This window comes from Treponema ruminis, assembly GCF_014201975.1.
GTDB lineage: Bacteria > Spirochaetota > Spirochaetia > Treponematales > Treponemataceae > Treponema_D > Treponema_D ruminis.
This window is the reverse complement of the sequence record NZ_JACHFQ010000001.1, coordinates 187,642-205,325: the sequence shown is the minus strand read 5'-3', so window position 1 is coordinate 205,325 and position 17,684 is coordinate 187,642. Positions and strand designations below refer to the sequence as shown.

General features: G+C 41.8%; 9 protein-coding genes. 7 read left to right on the top strand and 2 right to left on the bottom strand.

Annotated features, from left to right (window positions below; all coding sequences use genetic code 11):
- Positions 1 to 11: 11 nt before the first annotated feature.
- The 3 genes from HNP76_RS00785 (at position 12) to HNP76_RS00775 (ending at position 8,369) form a co-directional block, all read left to right on the top strand.
- The gene (locus tag HNP76_RS00785) at positions 12 to 4,244 is read left to right on the top strand and encodes an InlB B-repeat-containing protein (protein WP_184656475.1); all 4,233 of its coding nucleotides are present in this window, start codon (positions 12 to 14) and stop codon (positions 4,242 to 4,244) included.
- 11 nt (positions 4,245 to 4,255) lie between these two features.
- The gene (locus HNP76_RS00780) at positions 4,256 to 7,804 is read left to right on the top strand and encodes a leucine-rich repeat protein (RefSeq protein ID WP_184656473.1); all 3,549 of its coding nucleotides are present in this window, start codon (positions 4,256 to 4,258) and stop codon (positions 7,802 to 7,804) included.
- A gap of 229 nt (positions 7,805 to 8,033) precedes the next feature.
- The gene (locus HNP76_RS00775) at positions 8,034 to 8,369 is read left to right on the top strand and encodes a hypothetical protein (protein WP_184656471.1); all 336 of its coding nucleotides are present in this window, start codon (positions 8,034 to 8,036) and stop codon (positions 8,367 to 8,369) included.
- 2 nt (positions 8,370 to 8,371) lie between these two features.
- On the opposite strand, the gene HNP76_RS00770 is transcribed toward HNP76_RS00775, so the two are convergent.
- Together HNP76_RS00770 and HNP76_RS00765 are read right to left on the bottom strand one after the other, a co-directional pair.
- Positions 8,372 to 8,908, bottom strand: coding sequence for a hypothetical protein (locus HNP76_RS00770; protein WP_260308993.1), 537 nt, complete (start codon positions 8,906 to 8,908; stop codon positions 8,372 to 8,374).
- Positions 8,909 to 9,039: 131 nt separating this feature from the next.
- Entirely contained in the window at positions 9,040 to 10,017 is a 978-nt protein-coding gene (locus HNP76_RS00765) for an RpnC/YadD family protein (RefSeq protein WP_184656469.1), read from the bottom strand.
- Between the two features lie 352 nt (positions 10,018 to 10,369).
- On the opposite strand from HNP76_RS00765, the gene HNP76_RS00760 reads away from it, so the two are divergent.
- The 4 genes from HNP76_RS00760 to HNP76_RS00745 all read left to right on the top strand — a co-directional run bounded on the left by HNP76_RS00760 (position 10,370) and on the right by HNP76_RS00745 (position 17,652).
- The gene (locus tag HNP76_RS00760) at positions 10,370 to 13,186 is read left to right on the top strand and encodes a TdpA family lipoprotein (protein ID WP_184656467.1); all 2,817 of its coding nucleotides are present in this window, start codon (positions 10,370 to 10,372) and stop codon (positions 13,184 to 13,186) included.
- Between the two features lies 1 nt (position 13,187).
- The gene (locus HNP76_RS00755) at positions 13,188 to 14,189 is read left to right on the top strand and encodes a glycosyltransferase family 2 protein (RefSeq protein ID WP_184656465.1); all 1,002 of its coding nucleotides are present in this window, start codon (positions 13,188 to 13,190) and stop codon (positions 14,187 to 14,189) included.
- A 3-nt stretch (positions 14,190 to 14,192) separates the two neighbouring features.
- Positions 14,193 to 16,556, top strand: coding sequence for a TdpA family lipoprotein (locus HNP76_RS00750; protein WP_184656463.1), 2,364 nt, complete (start codon positions 14,193 to 14,195; stop codon positions 16,554 to 16,556).
- A 79-nt stretch (positions 16,557 to 16,635) separates the two neighbouring features.
- The gene (locus HNP76_RS00745) at positions 16,636 to 17,652 is read left to right on the top strand and encodes a glycosyltransferase family 2 protein (RefSeq protein WP_184656461.1); all 1,017 of its coding nucleotides are present in this window, start codon (positions 16,636 to 16,638) and stop codon (positions 17,650 to 17,652) included.
- Positions 17,653 to 17,684: the final 32 nt, after the last annotated feature.

Below are 17,684 nucleotides of genomic sequence, written 5' to 3'. Positions count from 1 at the left end.
AGACCTGCACTATGAAGAACTTGATTACGATGTGGCGGAAGGCTTCGGCTCTGCTCACTTTGGTGGGAGTGCTGTTTGCCTCCTGTAATGACATTTCGGAAGAGGATTCCTCAGGTGCGGGTGGCTCCCAAAAGGCCCGCCTGTCATTTTCGTGCAATATTGATTCGCGAACGATTATGCCTGTGGACATGGCCGAGACCGACATCACGAAGATTGTGCTTAAGGCAGAAAAATCAGGCGAGTCAGCTTCCACGCAGATTGGAGAATGGCTTTCATCGGATGAAAAAAATGCTTTTTCCCTGATGGAAAGCGATGATTCTGTTGAGGTGGATGCAGGCTCTTACACATTCACGCTTGATTTGTACACTTCCAAAAATCCTAAATACAGGCTCACCCAGTCAGGCACTCTTTCAAAAACTGTCTCCGCTGGAACGAATTTCCTTTCTTTTTCGACATCTTATGTTCAGAGTGGAGATTTTTCTGTTGTTTTCACTTTTGCTGAAACTGCTAGAGTTGGCGCGATAAAGGCTGGGCTTTTCACAACTGAGAATTATGGCGAATCTCCGTTTGTGGACGGAGCTCAGTCATTTGATTTTGAAGAACTTGCATTTTCAGAAGGCGAGGACGGTACAATTTCCGCTGTTTATAGCAAAAATGAAGTGCCGAACGGAACTTATTACATCAAAATTGAAGTCTATGATTCTGATAAATCGACTGTCATCAATTCACTTATCGACGTCATCAAAGTTCACGGTTACAAAACCGAGGAAAATCTAAGACTATCAGAAATAAACACGCTTTATTCTATTAAATATAACACTGATGGCGGTGAATGGGAGACGGAATTTGTGCCTGTCACGAGCCGAAACGCAAACACAGGACTTCAGCTTCCGACAACTGTGCTTAGCAAAAGCGGACTGGTTTTTTCTGGCTGGTACACGGATTCTGCTCTCACAGAACGGATTGATTCAATCGGTACCGGCACTGAATATGCAAAAGATTTCACATTGTATGCCGGCTGGGTGGACGCTAATTTGTATGTCTCTGGCACAGGCGACGACACGGAAGGCGACGGAACGGAAGAAAATCCATTTGAATCAGTAGACAAAGCATGTGAAAAGATTATTGAGCTTGGAACGCCTTTGATTGACTGGACGATTTATGTGATGGGCGATGTCACAGGTCCGCATAGTTCTTCAAAAAAAGCGGGGGAACGTGGAACAGGCACAGCTGTAGAAAGAGATTATGGACGGAGCGTAATTCCTGCTGATATTACTTCTAAACATGCTAAATCAATTCTTCTTATTGGCTACCATGAGCTTGATGAAGATGGAAATCCACAGGATAAGATTAACCGAGGTATAATCGGAAACTCAACTTCAACCTCTACAACTGGAAATGTCCTTGCGGTTGCAACAGAAGTGCCTGTGACGATAAAAAATGTCCTGCTCACAGGTGGAAATACTTCTTCGACAAATCCTAATACTGATAATGATCCGTTCTATACAAGTGGTGGCGGCCTTTATGTTGCAAGCGGGGCAACGGTCACACTTGATGACGGTGTTATCATTACAAACAATAAAGCAATTAAAGGTGGCGGTGTTTATAACGCAGGCACACTTTATATCGTTGGTACTGCCGCTATTGGTGATAAAACAGTAGAAGAAGTAGCTAACGGTTATGTCAATAATGGAAAATGTTCTAATGAATACTCTACTGGTGGCGGTGTTTATAACACTGGAAAACTCTATCTTGGTACCACTGAAAGGGAATTGAGTGGCGGTATTTATTACAGTTATGGACTAACAGCTTCTGGTGGTGGTATTTACAACACAAATGACGGAATTACGGTAATGAGTTCCGGAAATATTGCGTATAATGACGGTGCGGCAAGCGGTGGTGGCGTTTATGTCAATTCTGGTACATTCACTATGACTGGCGGTACGATTGCCCACAATTCAACTGGCGGAATGGCTGGTGGTGTTTATGTTAATATAGATGCAACCTTCAACTTTAGCGGCGGAACAATCAGCGCGAACTGGGCTACAGGTGGTGGTGGTGGTGTCTTTGTTACTGCATCAGAAAGCAAAACTGGAATTATGTATATGTACGGTAGTGCTGTTGTCGGTGACGAAACTCAGACTTCTGCACCTTCTAACAGAGTTGGCGCAAATGCAACTGATGGGAACGGCGCGGGTATCTGTGTAAACGGCGGAAAGCTGTACATGGGCTATTCAAGCTATACGAGCGAATCTGTTAATGTTCCTGCGGAACTTACTGGCGGAATCTACTATAATTACTGTAATGGTTCAACCAGCCAGGGTGGTGGTCTTTTTGCAAGCGGATCTCAGGGACAGCCGGCATCTTCTTCCAGCGCAAATGCAACAGTGCGAATCCATAGCGGAACGATTGCAAACAACTATTGCGAACAGGGCGGTGCAATTTGTACTCCGAGCGGTGCAAAACCTCTTGTAATCGGTGGAAAAGTAAAAATTCCTTCCGGTTCAAATCATGGGAATGATGTGCTCATCTACGGAAACTATAACCGCTTATTCATAGAAGATTCTCTTGAAGGAATCTCTTCTGATGACCCGATTTATATAAAACTGTCTGCTTCTGATGGAAAATACTGGTCAAGTTCCGGCCTGATGCTTTCTCAAAATGCTTCAATTACCAGCCTTTCAGCAGTTTTGGATAAATTCGTTGTTGAACCTTTGGAAAATCCGTCAACAGGAATTGTCACGAACTGGGTTATTAACGCATCTGATGGTTTAGTCTATCAGAATACTTCAACTCTGTATGTAAGTGCGTCAGGCTCAACTGATAATGACGGACTTTCTGTTTCGACATCTCTTCCAACTCTTGAAGCTGCGGTTATGAAAATGACTGATGCATCGGTAGACTACACAATCATTCTTAACGGCGAGATTACAGGATGCCAGGCAATTTGTAACTGGGAAGAAACTTCCGCAAGCTCAATCACCGTTAAGGGAAAAACTGGCTCAACTACTGATATTATCAACGCAAATCTTGGTGATGATGAAGAAGGATCTGCCCTTTCAATTGAAACGGATGTTCCTGTAACTTTGAGCGGAATTACTGTCAAAGGCGGAAATGGTAAAATTGAATCTCCGACAGCTGTTTCTCCATGTGCAACTGAGGATACAATACTTGTGGGTGGAGGACTTTTCTTAGGCTATGGTGCAAAAGTTTCACTGGAGAGCAGTACAAAAATTATTGAAAATCATTCCTATTATGTATCAGATGGCGGTTGGTTAAGACCTGCTCCTGGCTGTGGTGCGGGTGCGTATGTTTCACAGGGCGCAAGTCTTTATATCGACAGTGGTTCAATAATATCTGACAATACCGGAACATGCTATGGCGCGGGTGTATATGTCGCACAGGGCGGTTACTTGCGAACTCAGGAAGGTTCTGGAAGCTACATTAAGGCCAACTCATTTAACGAAGAGTTTGTAGATTCAAGTAATGAACATGTTACTCCGTGTGGAGGTGGCGTTTACCTTGAAGACGGCTCAACTTTTGAAATGTACGGTTGCTACATCAGAGAAAACTCTGTAAATGGCGGATTAGGAAGCGGTATTTATGTAGGCAATGCTGGTTCTGATACTCCTGCCGTATTGAAAATGAGCGGTTATGGACAGATTAATTTGCCAAATGATGTTTACTTACAGGGAAATGCTCCGGTCTATATTGCGGGCAAAATTAATGCAGATCTCCCTGCACGCCTCACGCCGGAATCTTACGAAGAAGGTATCAGCCTTGTAGCACTTAGCGAGGAAGGTGAAGCCGCGAAAATCACTCTTTCAAGTTATGCAGGAAAATTTGAGGTTACGCCTCAGAATATTGACGATCAAACTCAGTATTGGTTTATCGATACTGCAAATTCATGCAAGCTCAGCAAGCAGACTGGTATGGCTGTGAGTGTTTCAATTCCAACAGGAGTCACGAATGATATTGAAGTCAGTGTGACTGCTGGCGGAACAGCCGTCGAAAACAACACAAAAATCACTGCAAAAGCGGCTCTTGTGTTCACTGCAACCACTGGCTATTCAAGCTACACATGGAAACTTGATGGTGTGGAGCAAACTGTTACAACCGAAAACATCCTTAGTCTCGATACATCAGATTGGAAGGCGGGCGTATACGACATTTACCTTGAAGCAAAAGATGCAGCCGGCAAGTATTATTCATACACCGCTCAGATTAGCCTTTCATCCAACTAAAGGGGGAGTTTATGAAGAATTATAAATCGATATTGATTGCAATAATATGTTTTTCTTTCACGCTTTTTTCATGTTCGGATATTCTGCAGGAGAAAACTGAGCAAAAATCAGATTCAAAAACATATCTCATGGTTCGTGCGGGCGGCGTTTCTTTGAATTCACGCTCCATTGATCCGAGCGAGGAATATGCCCTTGCAAATTTCAAGAACATCTATTTGTATGGAACAAAATCTGGCGGAAGCAAAAGGACTCTAGCTGGCGGTACCGGTGGTTTTGGAAGTCTTACGGATCTTTATAATTCGTTGATTCTTCTTGAAGATGGGGCGGGGACTTACAACTTTGAGCTAAAAGGTTCGGTTGATAGCGTTTATTTCTATCAGAAATTGGAAAATGTCACGATAGAAGCGAATAAAACGAATACAATTGAGTTCTCTCTTTCACCAGCGCAGGATTCATCACATCTTGATGCGGATTTCAGCGATGATGGCGGACTTTCCGTGACCGTAAAGTTCAACAAGACAAATATCAACAAAGTTACGGCCACTCTTTTCAATCTTGATAAAAATGAAGAAGTTCAGACAAAAGATTTCACTTCATTCAACTCAGTTTCCGATAGCATATATTCCGTCACTTACAAGCGCGTTGCTTCTTATTCAACGACGGCTTCTGACGGAAGAATCCCGACAGGCAATTATCGCCTCACATTTGACTTCTATGCTTATGATTCAAACAGCAAACTCTATATACTGGTCAATTCCATTCCATATGTCGTGCATGTTGTAAAAGGCTTCAATTCTATCGCCGAGCAGGAAATTGACCTCAATTCAGTTTACTCAATTACATATAACAAAAACGGTGGCTCGCTTGCAGCAGGTGAAGTTGAAATCAAAAAATACTCCCGCCGAAGCAACCTAAAACTTCCTGTCCTCACAAAGACAAATTGCACTTTCCTCGGTTGGTATAAAGATAGCGAGTTTAAAAATTTAGTCACGGAAGTTTCAAAGACTTGTGCGGAGAATCTTACCTTGTACGCAAGATTTGAGAATTCGGCATTTTATGTTGATTCAACCAGCGGAAAGGATGACGATACATCTTATGACGGCACATCTTCGGCAAAGGCATTCAAAACTCTCTCAAAAGCGATTGATGCGATAAAGATAAAAAATGAACCAGATAATGATTGGATAATCCATTTGAATGGAACGTTCACTGGAGCACAAACAATTTATGATATTTCAGAGACTGAGCCATTCCCTGCAAACTCACTTACTCTCGTAGGAGCTGATTTCTCAACAGAAGCCGATATGACTACGCTTGATGGCGGATTTACAGGAGACGCAAAAGGCTCTACGCTTTCAGTTGCAGCACAACCACCTGTCATCTTAAAGAAACTCAAAATCACTGGTGGCGATGCGACTTCTACTGATAATAGCGCGGGTGGTGGCATATATGCTTACAGAGGAAGCGTTGAAGCCCATGATGTTCTTATCACTGGAAATAGCGCAACTAGGGGTGGCGGTGTTTATGTAGGTAGCAATGCCACGTTCAGCATTAAGAGCGGAAGCATCGCTAACAATATTGCGGGAACTGGTAGCGGTGTCTGTGTTGATTCTAAATGGGATTCTACTCCTAAAAGTTATGGTACATTTATAATGAGCGGCTCGGCAGTTGTTGAGAGCGACAATGATGTGTACTTAAATAGAGGAACTCGTATTACAATTGGTGGGGCGCTTTCTGGAACACGCCCGGTAGCAAAAATCTTTTCGACAGTTTATGAAAACGGTACGGAAATTCTTGTTCTTGGCGAAGGAGCTGGAACGACAATCGAAGATGAGTATGAAAAATTTGACATTATTCAAAGAGATATTGAAGCTCAAATTACTAAAGAGGGAAAACTTTTACTGAATGTGGATTTGGAAGGTGTTACAAGCCAGATAACTTCTATGACAGAATCCGGCACTGTTGAAATTAGCGGCTATGTTGCTAACGGTGAAAGTTTTATTGCAAGTCTTTATTCGGCATTATTGACTTTGAAAACTTCTAGACCTTCTACGAAAGTCACAGAACTTGATATGCGCGGGGTTGTCGGCCTTACAACGCTTCCAGATGAGGCGTTCTGGGAAAATGGCACAACTAAGTCTGTTACAAATCTTGAGAGCATAATTTTGCCTGACAGTGTTACTTCTATTGGAAGCAGTGCATTTAGAGGTGCCGGACTTAAAACAATTTATATTCCAGCAAATCTTACTTCTATTAAGCCTGATGCATTCTTTGATTGCCAATATCTTTCAACTATAACCATTTCCGAAGAATGTAAGAATTTCAAGGTTGTTGATAATGTCCTATACTCAAAAGATGGCACAAAACTTGTAATGTATGGTGATAAAACTTCAGCAAGTGATTTCACAGTTCCTGCTTCTGTGACGGAAATTGGTACTTATGCGTTCTGCCAAACAAAAATTACAAGTCTATCATTTGAATCAGATTCGACTTTGAAAACTATCGGTTATAATGCATTTTATGGTTGTTCAGGACTCACCCAGCTGGAAATACCTGACAGTGTAACGACAATCGAATTATATGCATTTTATAGCTGTAGCAATCTTACAAGCGTAAAACTGCCTAATGGTACAACCTCATTACCTTATTGTTCTTTTGGTACCTGTTCAAAATTGGAATCCGTGATTATTCCTAAAACTTTAACTGAGATCGAAAGTGGTGCGTTCACTAATTGTAATGTGCTTAAAACCGTCTACTACTCAGGTACGGAAGCTGATAAAGCTAAGATGACTATCAGCGATACTGTGATTAAAGGAACGAGTGTGACTTGGACTTATCTTCACAAATCAGCTCCAGACACTGTGGGCGATATCGTGTTTAATGACGGCACTGCAATGACCTATATATCAGGTTTGACATTAACCGAAGAACAGAAAGCAGCCGCGGTTGCGGTAATTTTCTATGCGGGAAATGAAAGCGATATACTTGGAGAAAAGCTTCTAGGTATCGGACTTCATGAAAGCGAAGGAACTCTTGTATGGGCAAAGAGCGGTACTCTGGGATATTCAACTCAAATCACCAGCATAGCTATTAAGGGAAGCGAGTCTACAAACTTTGAGACAGAGGGCTCTGCTGCTTCATGGACATTTACATCTGACAGTGATTTGGATGGAAGCAACAACTGGGAAGAGATTTGCAAAATCGACTCTACCGCTTCTGAAAATGCAGCCGAAAATTATCCAGCATTCGATTGGGTGAATAAATATGCCTCTTCATATTCAATAGATGTAAACTCAGAAAAGAACTGGTATATGCCGACTATGGCGGAACATTCCATGCTTTACAGGGAAAAGACAACTGTTAATGCTGTCATTTCTTTGGCAGGCGGAAAAGCTTTGACTGGTCAATATTGGTCTTCAAATCAGTATAATGAGACCAGTGCAGGTAATGGCCCAACTTCCGCATGGAATATAAATATTGATAATGGCCGGGGATATTGGAGTAACAGCAACAAGGGCAAAGCTGGTAGCTTAAAGACCATCGCCATCCGCCAGTTCTAAAACAATCTCCTTAACCTGTTCTTCGCTCATCCCCAAAGATTTTGCGCAAGGGTATGTAGCCCCGAAGTTGCCGCTTGCGGCAATGAGCGTAGCGAAGGGCGGAACACCCGACCCGCCGAAGGCGGGATGCGCCCATAAATTTTAGAATCACTTCCAGTTCAAAAGATGTGGTAATTAATATTTGCTTAAAAAAAATTCTTCTCTTATAATGAAAGAAGCAGGAGAAATTATGCTTACAAATATCAAATCACTCAAAGATTACCTCGAAGAAGTTTTAAAACTTCCAGAAAAATGCATTAAGATACAAAACAAAGACGGTAGTGTTCCGGGGCCTAACAAAAGTATTCCGGCTTTTCTCAAAGAAGAATATGGAATTGAAAACGCTGACATCAAAGAGGGGCTTAAAAAGACGGCATCATTTAATGACAGCGTAACTGACATCATCGAGCGAATTGAAAAACTTTGCGGAGTTCCGGCTGCATGTATAAAATTCCTTGATGCAGATGGCAATGTCCTAAACGGAAACACTCACATCGATACTGTTCGAAAAAGTTTCGAAAAATAAAATTATAGCCGACTTTTAGAAAGGCTTTCTAAAACCTTATCTAAAGGTGCATTCATATCTTTTGCAGCTGATTCCGGCGAGACATTGTATTTTTGAACAAGGGTAATCGCATTCTCAACGGCCTTTTCATTTGCTCCTTCCTGCTTAGCGGCCCTGGTTATATCTCTGTCGTGTAAATTCATGGCGGCGTAGTCCCTCCTGAACTTTTCGTTGTCTTTAATCTGCTCAACCAGTGCGGAAAGACGGTTTGTAAAATCGTCCTTGCCTGGTTCGTTCGTGTGTATGAAGTGAAGGAAGGCTTTAACTTTCTCGTCCTTCTCTTCATTGTACGCACTTGCATTATAAATTACCTTCAACGATTTGTCATTCAAATTTACGGCCGGATTTTCTGAACATGTGTTTTTGAACGTGTAACAGGAGAGACCGTAGTGTTTCTCGCGCTCGTCCTTGAATGGGTCACGTTTGCAGATAAACAAGATGTAACTGTCCTTCAGTTCGGAATAATCCTGCCCTTTCATGAGACTGTCCATGTCTATCATGCTCTGGTAATATCGCGTGCGTTTTCGGCAATGCAAATGTGAATTTGTCAGAAAAATCCAAAAAAAATTGCCCATTTCTGATGTTCTGTTATCAAAAATGGGCAATCTAGTAAAATATGGAAAATTGGAATTTAGACCGTTACTTTTTGCTGCTCCAATTCTTCTTTAAGAGCAATAACTTGCTCCAGCGGGAGATTGCAACATCGAGCGATTTTTTCAGGGGGTAAATCTGTTTCCAAAAGAAAGTTCTTCGCATTTGCGATGGCGTTTTCTCGTGCACCGATTTGAATTCCTTCTATGCGGCCATCATTTCGGAGCGTCTCGTCATAAGATTCCTGATCGAACTCTGTATAAATGTCATCCAAAATCTTCATGCGCTTCTCCCGGAAAAATCCTTCCAGAAAGTCACCTTTGATTGCGAAGTCAACGGCCTCGTTTACCGCGCTATCAAATGTCATCCCTTGCGAAAGGTTTTCCTTCACTTGATTTACAAACTCACAATAATAATACAACGGCTCGCAGTTTTTTGAAAGACTTTCGTTGTGATTTTTATTGATATTTATCACAGTCGCCGTCCATTCAAAATCTGTAGCAAATGTTTTACCATCATTTTGAACCTGTTCATCCTTAATGAAAGCATCTGAGAGCCTGTATTTGATGATATCTTCCAGCTTCGTTTCACCGTTGTAGAATACGATAAACTGGGGAGCAGGAATCTTAACAAGCACGCTGCCGTAGAGGTTCTTCTTGTGTTTGTCGATGTATTGCTGATACAGTTGTGAGAAATACAACAATCCGCGGAGCGGCATGTTCGGATTCACCGTGCTCTGATGCTCGTACAGACACATCTGCGAGTGAATCAGGAACGACAAATCATTTTTCATCGAGACATAAATCACATCTTCGAGCGTGGTGATTTCCAAGTCTTCGATATTCGTGTGATTCTTCCCGCTCAGCGCATTGTACAAGGACAAAAGCCAGCGTTTACTTCGGTCATCTTTGCCACCGAAAATAGTTCTGAAAAGAGTGTCCCGGTAAGTACGCTTTGGCTCCCGTTTGCGCATTTTTCTGAACTGATTTTTCTTTTTGTTTCGAATTCGTTTTTTCATGAATTCCTCCAGATAAATAAGATTTGAGAAAAATCAGAAAACTTAGCGCGGCCGTCACAAAGTCTTCTTCAAGTTTCCATACCTATTTATTTCCTTTAAAAGTGCGTTTTCGGCAACGCAAATTCAAATTTGTCAGAAAAATCCAAAAAAATTTTCTCTACATTGAGCCATTTCGTTGTCCTGGCGATTTTTGTCGTGTTAAGCTGAAGATTTTGTAAATTTAATAGAAAAAAGGTTGAATTCATCGGAAAAAATGTCATAATAATAAACTAAGGATATTTTCAGTTTCCATTTAAAAAGGGGGAATTGTATGAAAAAGTTTTTTTGTGTTTCGCTGGTTGCGGCTCTGTCTTTGTTGCTTTTTTCTTGCAGCAATTTCTTTAGTTCTTCAAGTTCTGATAACGAGAGTGCGCCAAATGGCAAGGCTCGTGTTCACTTCTCCCTTGGCAAGACTGATGCACGCACGATAATGCCTGAGATTTATACCGAAGAGGACATTAGCTTGGTCGAGCTCACGGCGCAGAAGATTTCTGAAGGTGAGGCGATTGTCTACAAATTGGATGGCGAAAACGAAAAGCTTTCCTGGACTAGTCTTGATGATTTAGAAAATGTTTCTATTGATATTGATTACGGCACATATACTTTTGTCCTCAATCTTAGCATTGAAGATGGAGAAGAAAATAAAACAGTCTTGGTTCAGACCTGCACTCTTGAAAATCAAGAGATTAATGCTGGTACCAAAGAGCTTGTTTTCAATATGCAGGAAGATTCTGGCGATGTTTCAATTGCAGTTTCTTGGGAGCTTAGGGACGAAACGAACCGAATCGGCAAGATTAAAACTGGTCTTTATACAATTGCAAGCAATGGCGAAACCACAATTGGTATTTCTGATGCTGAAAAAACTCTTACGATAAAAGGTGCGGACACTTCGGTAACGGCGACAGGCTCGTATGCATCAGTTCCAAGCGGAAGCTACCTGATAAAACTATTCTTGTATGATAACGCAGATGCAACAAGTCCTTTCAATACAATCACGGACATCATCAAAGTTAACGGCTACAAAACAAATTACCGCCTTGATCTTGAATTTGCTAATTTGAATCTTCAATATAAAGTTACTTTCAACCCGAACGGCGGCCTTTGGGAAGGTGGCTCTGAAGACTCTATAACAACGACCCGCAACATGTATTCTGGCTTCATTCCTCCAAAAGAAGTTTCAAAGGATGGTTTTGTTTTGGTAGGCTGGTACTATTTTGAAGACGGCGAACTTTCCGCTGACCTTTCTCAAGGAATGTCTTCTGATGATATCATGGTTGGCCCTGAAATGGGTGCAAGAGACTACACTTTTTACGCAATCTGGGGCAAACAAGCGGGCGGAAATCTCAGCACTGACAACCGCGCGCTCATAATCAAAACCGACGCAGGGGATACGATTTATCAGAACAGCAAAATCAATCTCAGCGTAACAGATTCTGCTGGCGAGCCTGTTACGGATGGTGTTACATACGCTGCCAAGATTTTGTACAAGGGCGAGGATATTAACGACCTGGGTGGAAAGACGTATTATTCTGTAGAGGGTGGCGTTATCACATTGAACGGCATGACAACCCCGCTCCCAGAGGCAAACTATCAGCTTTATGTAACGGCATCGCGAGCACTTTCCGGTGCTGGCAACTCAGTTACAAGCAGCCAGACGTTTAATGTGAAATTGCTGGATGGAATTGAAACACAGATTGCGTTGTATAATTATAACAGGAATAATAGTCCTCCGTATCTTACTTATCTTGTAGATTCTTCTGAAGTTGGAACGGCTTCTTTGGCTGGAGACCCTTCCTTTTATTCAGACAACAATAACATTGCCTTTGATGCTCAGGGGAATTTCTATACGGCAAATTTTGATAGTTCTGGAACTAATCCGACGGTTACTGTTTATTCTGATGTATTAGATGCTGGCCTCAAGCTAGAAATTAAAGACGGAACAACGGATTTTACTGGTGGCTTCAAGAGTTTTGCAATTGATTTGTTTACAAATACGGCTTATGCCTGGACTGTAAGCTCCCCTTCGGACAAATACACATGGTATCTATTTAAATATCCAAAACTTATTTCTGAAGGTAAGGCAGATAATCCGGTTTTTTGGGCTTCAGTACAAGAGGATGGAGGAAGCTTTGTCCCAGAACAAATCTCTGTTAACAACAATATCCTTTATGTCCTTGGTACACTTTCGAGTGAGTACAAACTTTATGTATACGATATTTCCTCTGTTACAGCCCCCTCGAATCTTTCAACTTTTGATGTAACTACCTACATAACAGGCACAATAGGATTTTCTTCTTCTGCTACCGTCACTGATATTTATGCAATGGAAGGTGCTGTATATCTACTTGTTTCGGACTCTTCTTTCTCTGATAATGGTTGGGGATCTCCTGTATGGTCTTCAACAAACAAGGATATTTATAAACGCGGCTCTGTAATCGAATATGTTCCTTCGGCTGTTAGTGGCGAATCCGATGCGATCAGATATGTTCGTATTAAACCTAAGACAGTACCTACTGTTGCAAAAACTTCAATTACACAAATGGCTTTGTGGTATTATGATGGTAACAATATTACTGGAGATTGTCTTTTGACCCATGAACATTATGAAGATGGCAGGTCTCCAACTGGAAGCGAAACTGCTGTATTGTTGGATGGCTTGGAGAGTAAAGAGTATGATGGCAAACTCGCTCAAAATACCATTTTTCCAGATGTCTATTCAGTTACTGATGCAGAAAATACTGATGCAGAAAAATTCTTATCATCCCCAAGCAAAGTTGTTGGCATTAAGCCAAAGAAACTTGTGATTGCTGATGATGGCCTAGCCTTCTATACTGAAGCTGATGGTAGCCTCGCATACAAAAATATAAATCGCCTTGTTACAATTGATTTGGAAGAATTTGTAATCGAAAGTATTCAAGCAACAAATGCAACATTTAATTCAGAACTTTCTGGTTATTTGCGTACAGCTACAAACTTGGCTCCGATAGCAAGTGGCGGTGGAACTTTAGTAACTAATGTGTCCGAAGGTGCCTCTTGTTATTACTATGCTGGTAGCGGTATGGGATGGCAAGCTGTTGACGTTGCTACAAAAGCTGATTTTATCTATCTGTCAGTAAAACCAGGGGAGTAATGTGAATCCTCCGCTAATCACCGTCTGCATTCCTGTTTTTCAGACCGAGCCTTATCTTGCGGCTTGCTTGCGCTCGGTCTATATGCAGGACTTTGATAGCTTTGAAGTGGTGGTGCTGAGTGACAGAAGCCCCGGCAAGGACGAAAAAGGGCGGAGTGCCAAAAAAATCGTCAAGCTGGCGCAAAAAGAATGTGACGGATGGCGAAAGAGCCATAATCTTCCGCCTGTAAAAATCCGCTTTTGTGAGCACCGCGAAAACCGTGGCTGCGTGGAAGTGAGGCGGACGCTTGTGTATGAGTCGAAAGGCAAATACCTTGCGATGATAGACAGCGATGACGAGTATATGGAAGGCGCGCTTTCGTGCTTGTACGAGGCGGCAATTTCCAAAAACGCGGACATCGTGCACGGAACTTTTGTTTCGGGCGAATATGACAGCGAAGGAATCTTTCATGCTACGGCAGAAACCAAGTGCGGAAGGATTTTTTACGGCACAAAGGATGGACTGGACATTGCCCGCTCGTGGTTCTCAGGGCTTTTCAACGGGAACGTCTGCGGCAAGCTGATTGAAAAGAGCGTGTACGAAAAGGCTTTCGAGCAGATTCCGTATACTGAGTGCAACATGGCGGACGACCTTCTGATTTTCTTCTTTGTGGGCATGAACGCGCGCCGATATGTGGGCATCGAGAACAAAATCTACCGCTACCGAATCAACAGCGGCATGAGCTCGCACCGCAAAATCGACACGCTCAAAAAATGGAAGATGATTTGCACGTCATCAAGCGTGTTCAGCATCATCTCCCAGTGGCTAAAGGAGAACAACGATGGTCTTCTTTCGCCGAGTGACATTGAGCATCTTGGGAAGGTCACGCTTTCATATCTGGCAAACAACATCCGCCAGCTGAGAGCATCCGTAATCCCGGAGCTGCAGGAAGAAGCAAAACTTATGCTCTACGACTTCTGGGGCGAAAGCTTCGTGAAGAAGGTAGAGAACGCATTGGAATAAAAAATGAAAGTAATGAAAGGGGGAAATATGAAAAACGTGATGAAAAAACTTGCTGGACTATTGATGGTTCTCTCGGTTGCTTTGTTTGCGGGCTGTTCTGATTCTTCGGACAGCGCAAATGAGGCTCCTCAAACCGCAAAGACTTATACCGTGAGCGGCAAAATCTCAATCGGTAGTGCCGTGCCTGCAAGTGTGGCAAAGAGCCTTGCAAGTGCGTCCGAAGGTGCAAACTCAAGTGCCCGCACTGCCACAACTTCCTTTGATTTGGAGACGACAACGTATGAAAAATCAAAAACAAACTGGGTGGCTGAGGCAATTTCTGTAGATGATGATAACAATAGTGACAATGATATTTATATTTATGGCGAAATTGATCCAGTAGAAATGACATATTCTTTCAAACTCCCGGAAGGCAAGTGGAGTTTGATGCTGAGTTTGCGAGGAGAATATAGGGAAGGCGTTGGGGGAACTCTCATTTACAATAAGGTTGAAGTAATTGTTGAAGACAATATTGAAGAAGATATTATCCTTTCTCCTCAAGACTATCAGATATACAAAAATGGTGCGCTCAGTCTTCCAATTACAGACGGCACAACAGACCATAAAATCAAAACTGTAACCTGTGCCCTCGTAAATTGGACTGAACGAAATGCGGATGATGAGGCTCTAATCAAAGACAGTCTCGAAACTGCAATTGCAAACCTCAAAAAACCAAAAAATTTTTCTTCTAGCGGCACAGTGACAATCGTGCAGAACGACGTTCCTGCAGGAAGCTATGAAGCCACATTCACGTTCAAGGACGAAAACGGCAATGCGCTCTACGTCTGCAAGGAGTATATCACTGTTTTTTCAGGCTGGACAACCGACACATGGCAGGGTGCGGGCGCACATCTGCAACTTGTCGATGGAGAGACTAACTTCATGATTACGGATGCGTTGGTTGAAGGGTATGGAACGGAGCTTGTGTCGCCCACAAAAATGGCGTTGTTTAATGTTCATACCGAGATGAATGGAGACGGTACCATAGCATTTAACGGCTACAAATATTATATTTCTGCTGATGGTGATGATATTGATGAAAATACAGAAGAAAATTATAAAGCTTCAAATAGTGATTCTGCTTCTAATCCAATAAACTCTTTTATTTTTGATAATAATGGTTATTTCTATACTCTTCATATTACTTATTCGGGTGGAACTTCATATTACATATATACTAATAATCCAAAAGTAAGTGGTGAGCAAGTGGAAGTTTCTGCGACTTATAGTCCATCAAGACTTGCCTACGACTCAAAAACAGATATTATTTACTTGGTTTCTATAAATGAAGAGTCTATGTACCTTTATCAACTTCCGTCACTTGCATCCGAAGGTACTGTGAATGATATAAGACAAGTTTATTGTTCTGATTATTATAAGGATGGAGTCGCGGAATTTTCAAGTTGTCACTACAAAATGTGCATTGTTCATGATGGTGTAGTTTATTCGATTGTTAGAGGTAACTATGATTCTAAAGGGGTACGACCTGCGCTTGTTATTTCAAAAGTTTCCGAAAGCAATACAAATAAACCTGCAGCTTCAGGTGTGCAAATCCTCAGTACAGATATGAAAAATGCTAACGATAAATATGGTGATATTACAGACCTGCTTTATCAAGATGGTGCAGTTTATATGCTTTACAGAGATGTTTCTGACACTAGCAGCCGTGGTGCTTTGATACGATACGATGTAAAGTTTGGAGGCATAAAAGTTCTTGGACTTACAGATAACAAACTGGAAAAAGAAGATTTTACGAACGCGAAACTCGGTGTTTATTACAACGGTTCTCAGGTTTTAATGCATGACTCAACTGCTCCTGCAGTTTTTGCTGGAAATAATTCATGGACATCCAGGTCTGTAAATTACACTTTAAAAGATTTTATCAAAACATTGAGAACGCCAGCTCCTCTTAGTGAAACTCCTGATTTAACTGTAAAAGAATTCTTTGGTCCTGTAAAATTTATTGCGATTAAGCCTAAAAAACTGGTAATCGCAGATGATGGTATCGCTTTTTATACGGATAGTGACTTCTTGAAATACAAGAATGTAAACAGAATTGTTACAGTCGATTTGGAAAGTTTTTCTATTATTGAGGCATCACTGGTTAACGTGTTCTTTAACGGAGACGATTCTGACGTAAAACCTGTTGTTCCGATTCCAAATACTGGTTCAACAGCAACTCAAGATGTTGCTTTAATAGACGGAAGAAATGCGATGTTGCCTGCATCGTCTGGTGGTGAAGTAAGTACTACATACAATTATTTTAATACTGAGGGGGACTCTGTTGATCTCTCAGATGTAGTCTTCGGTATTCCATGTGGCGACTAAGAATAGTTCTTCACATCATTAAAAAGTGCTGGTGATTTCGTTTTTCATGTAACGGTTTCACCAGCAGTTTTCTTCATTTATGAAAAAATCACCCGCTCCATTTATTTCAGTTTGTCTTCCCGTCTACGAAACTGAGCCTTTGCTTGCACAGTGCCTTTCTTCCGTCTTTTTGCAGGATTTTGATTCTTTTGAGGTAATTGTCGTCTCCGATGCCAGCCGCTTTCATGATGAGGCGGGACGATCTGCAAAAAAAATTGTGAAGCAAGTGCATAAGGACTGTGAAAAAATCCGTCGGGAAAGAAATCTATCTCCTGTGTCTGTGACTTTCATCGAACATCGTGAAAACATGGGCTTGGTTGAAGTGCGCCGCTCACTTTTGTATTATGCCAAAGGAAAATACATCAGTTATGTTGACAGTGACGACGTTATGGCAGAAGGGGCTTTAAAGGCTTTTTTTGAAGCCGCCCAAGCTCATGACTCGGATATTATTCAGGGGCGGTCAATTGCCGGATTCTTTAGACCAGATGGCAGTTTTGTTCCCAAAAAAAAGAATATGTATTCAATCATCACTATAGGTGAAATCACTGGTGAGCCTATAATAAAATCCTGGCTGGCTGGTGGAAAGGTAGCTGGCGTACTTTGGGCAAAGGCCATGAAACGCAGCATTCTTGAAAAGGCATTTGAATGCATTCCTCACATTGAATGTAACATGACAGAGGATTTTCTTATTTTCTTTTTTACATCATTTTATGCTCAAAAATATGTCGGAATTGATAAGCTGGTCTACTATTATCGTGCCGCAAGCGGCATGAGCAGTGCCCGAAAAATTGATTCTATAAGAAAATTGCGGATGGTCTGCTCTTCCGCCAGTGTTTTTACCGTCATTTCTGAATCAGAAGAATTAAAATCCCTGAGCGAAACTGAACTGGGGTATATACGACGCTTTTCCACAAAACATCTTATGGATAATATCTTGCAGCTCAGAAGAAGTGTCATCCCAGAATTGCAAGAAAAAGCCCACGCCATGCTGTGTGCATACTGGGGCGCGGGCTTCGTCGAAAAAGTTGAAAAGATTATGGATTCAGCAGAGAACTAGCTTATAGGAGCTGTTACTGTAACTCTAGCACG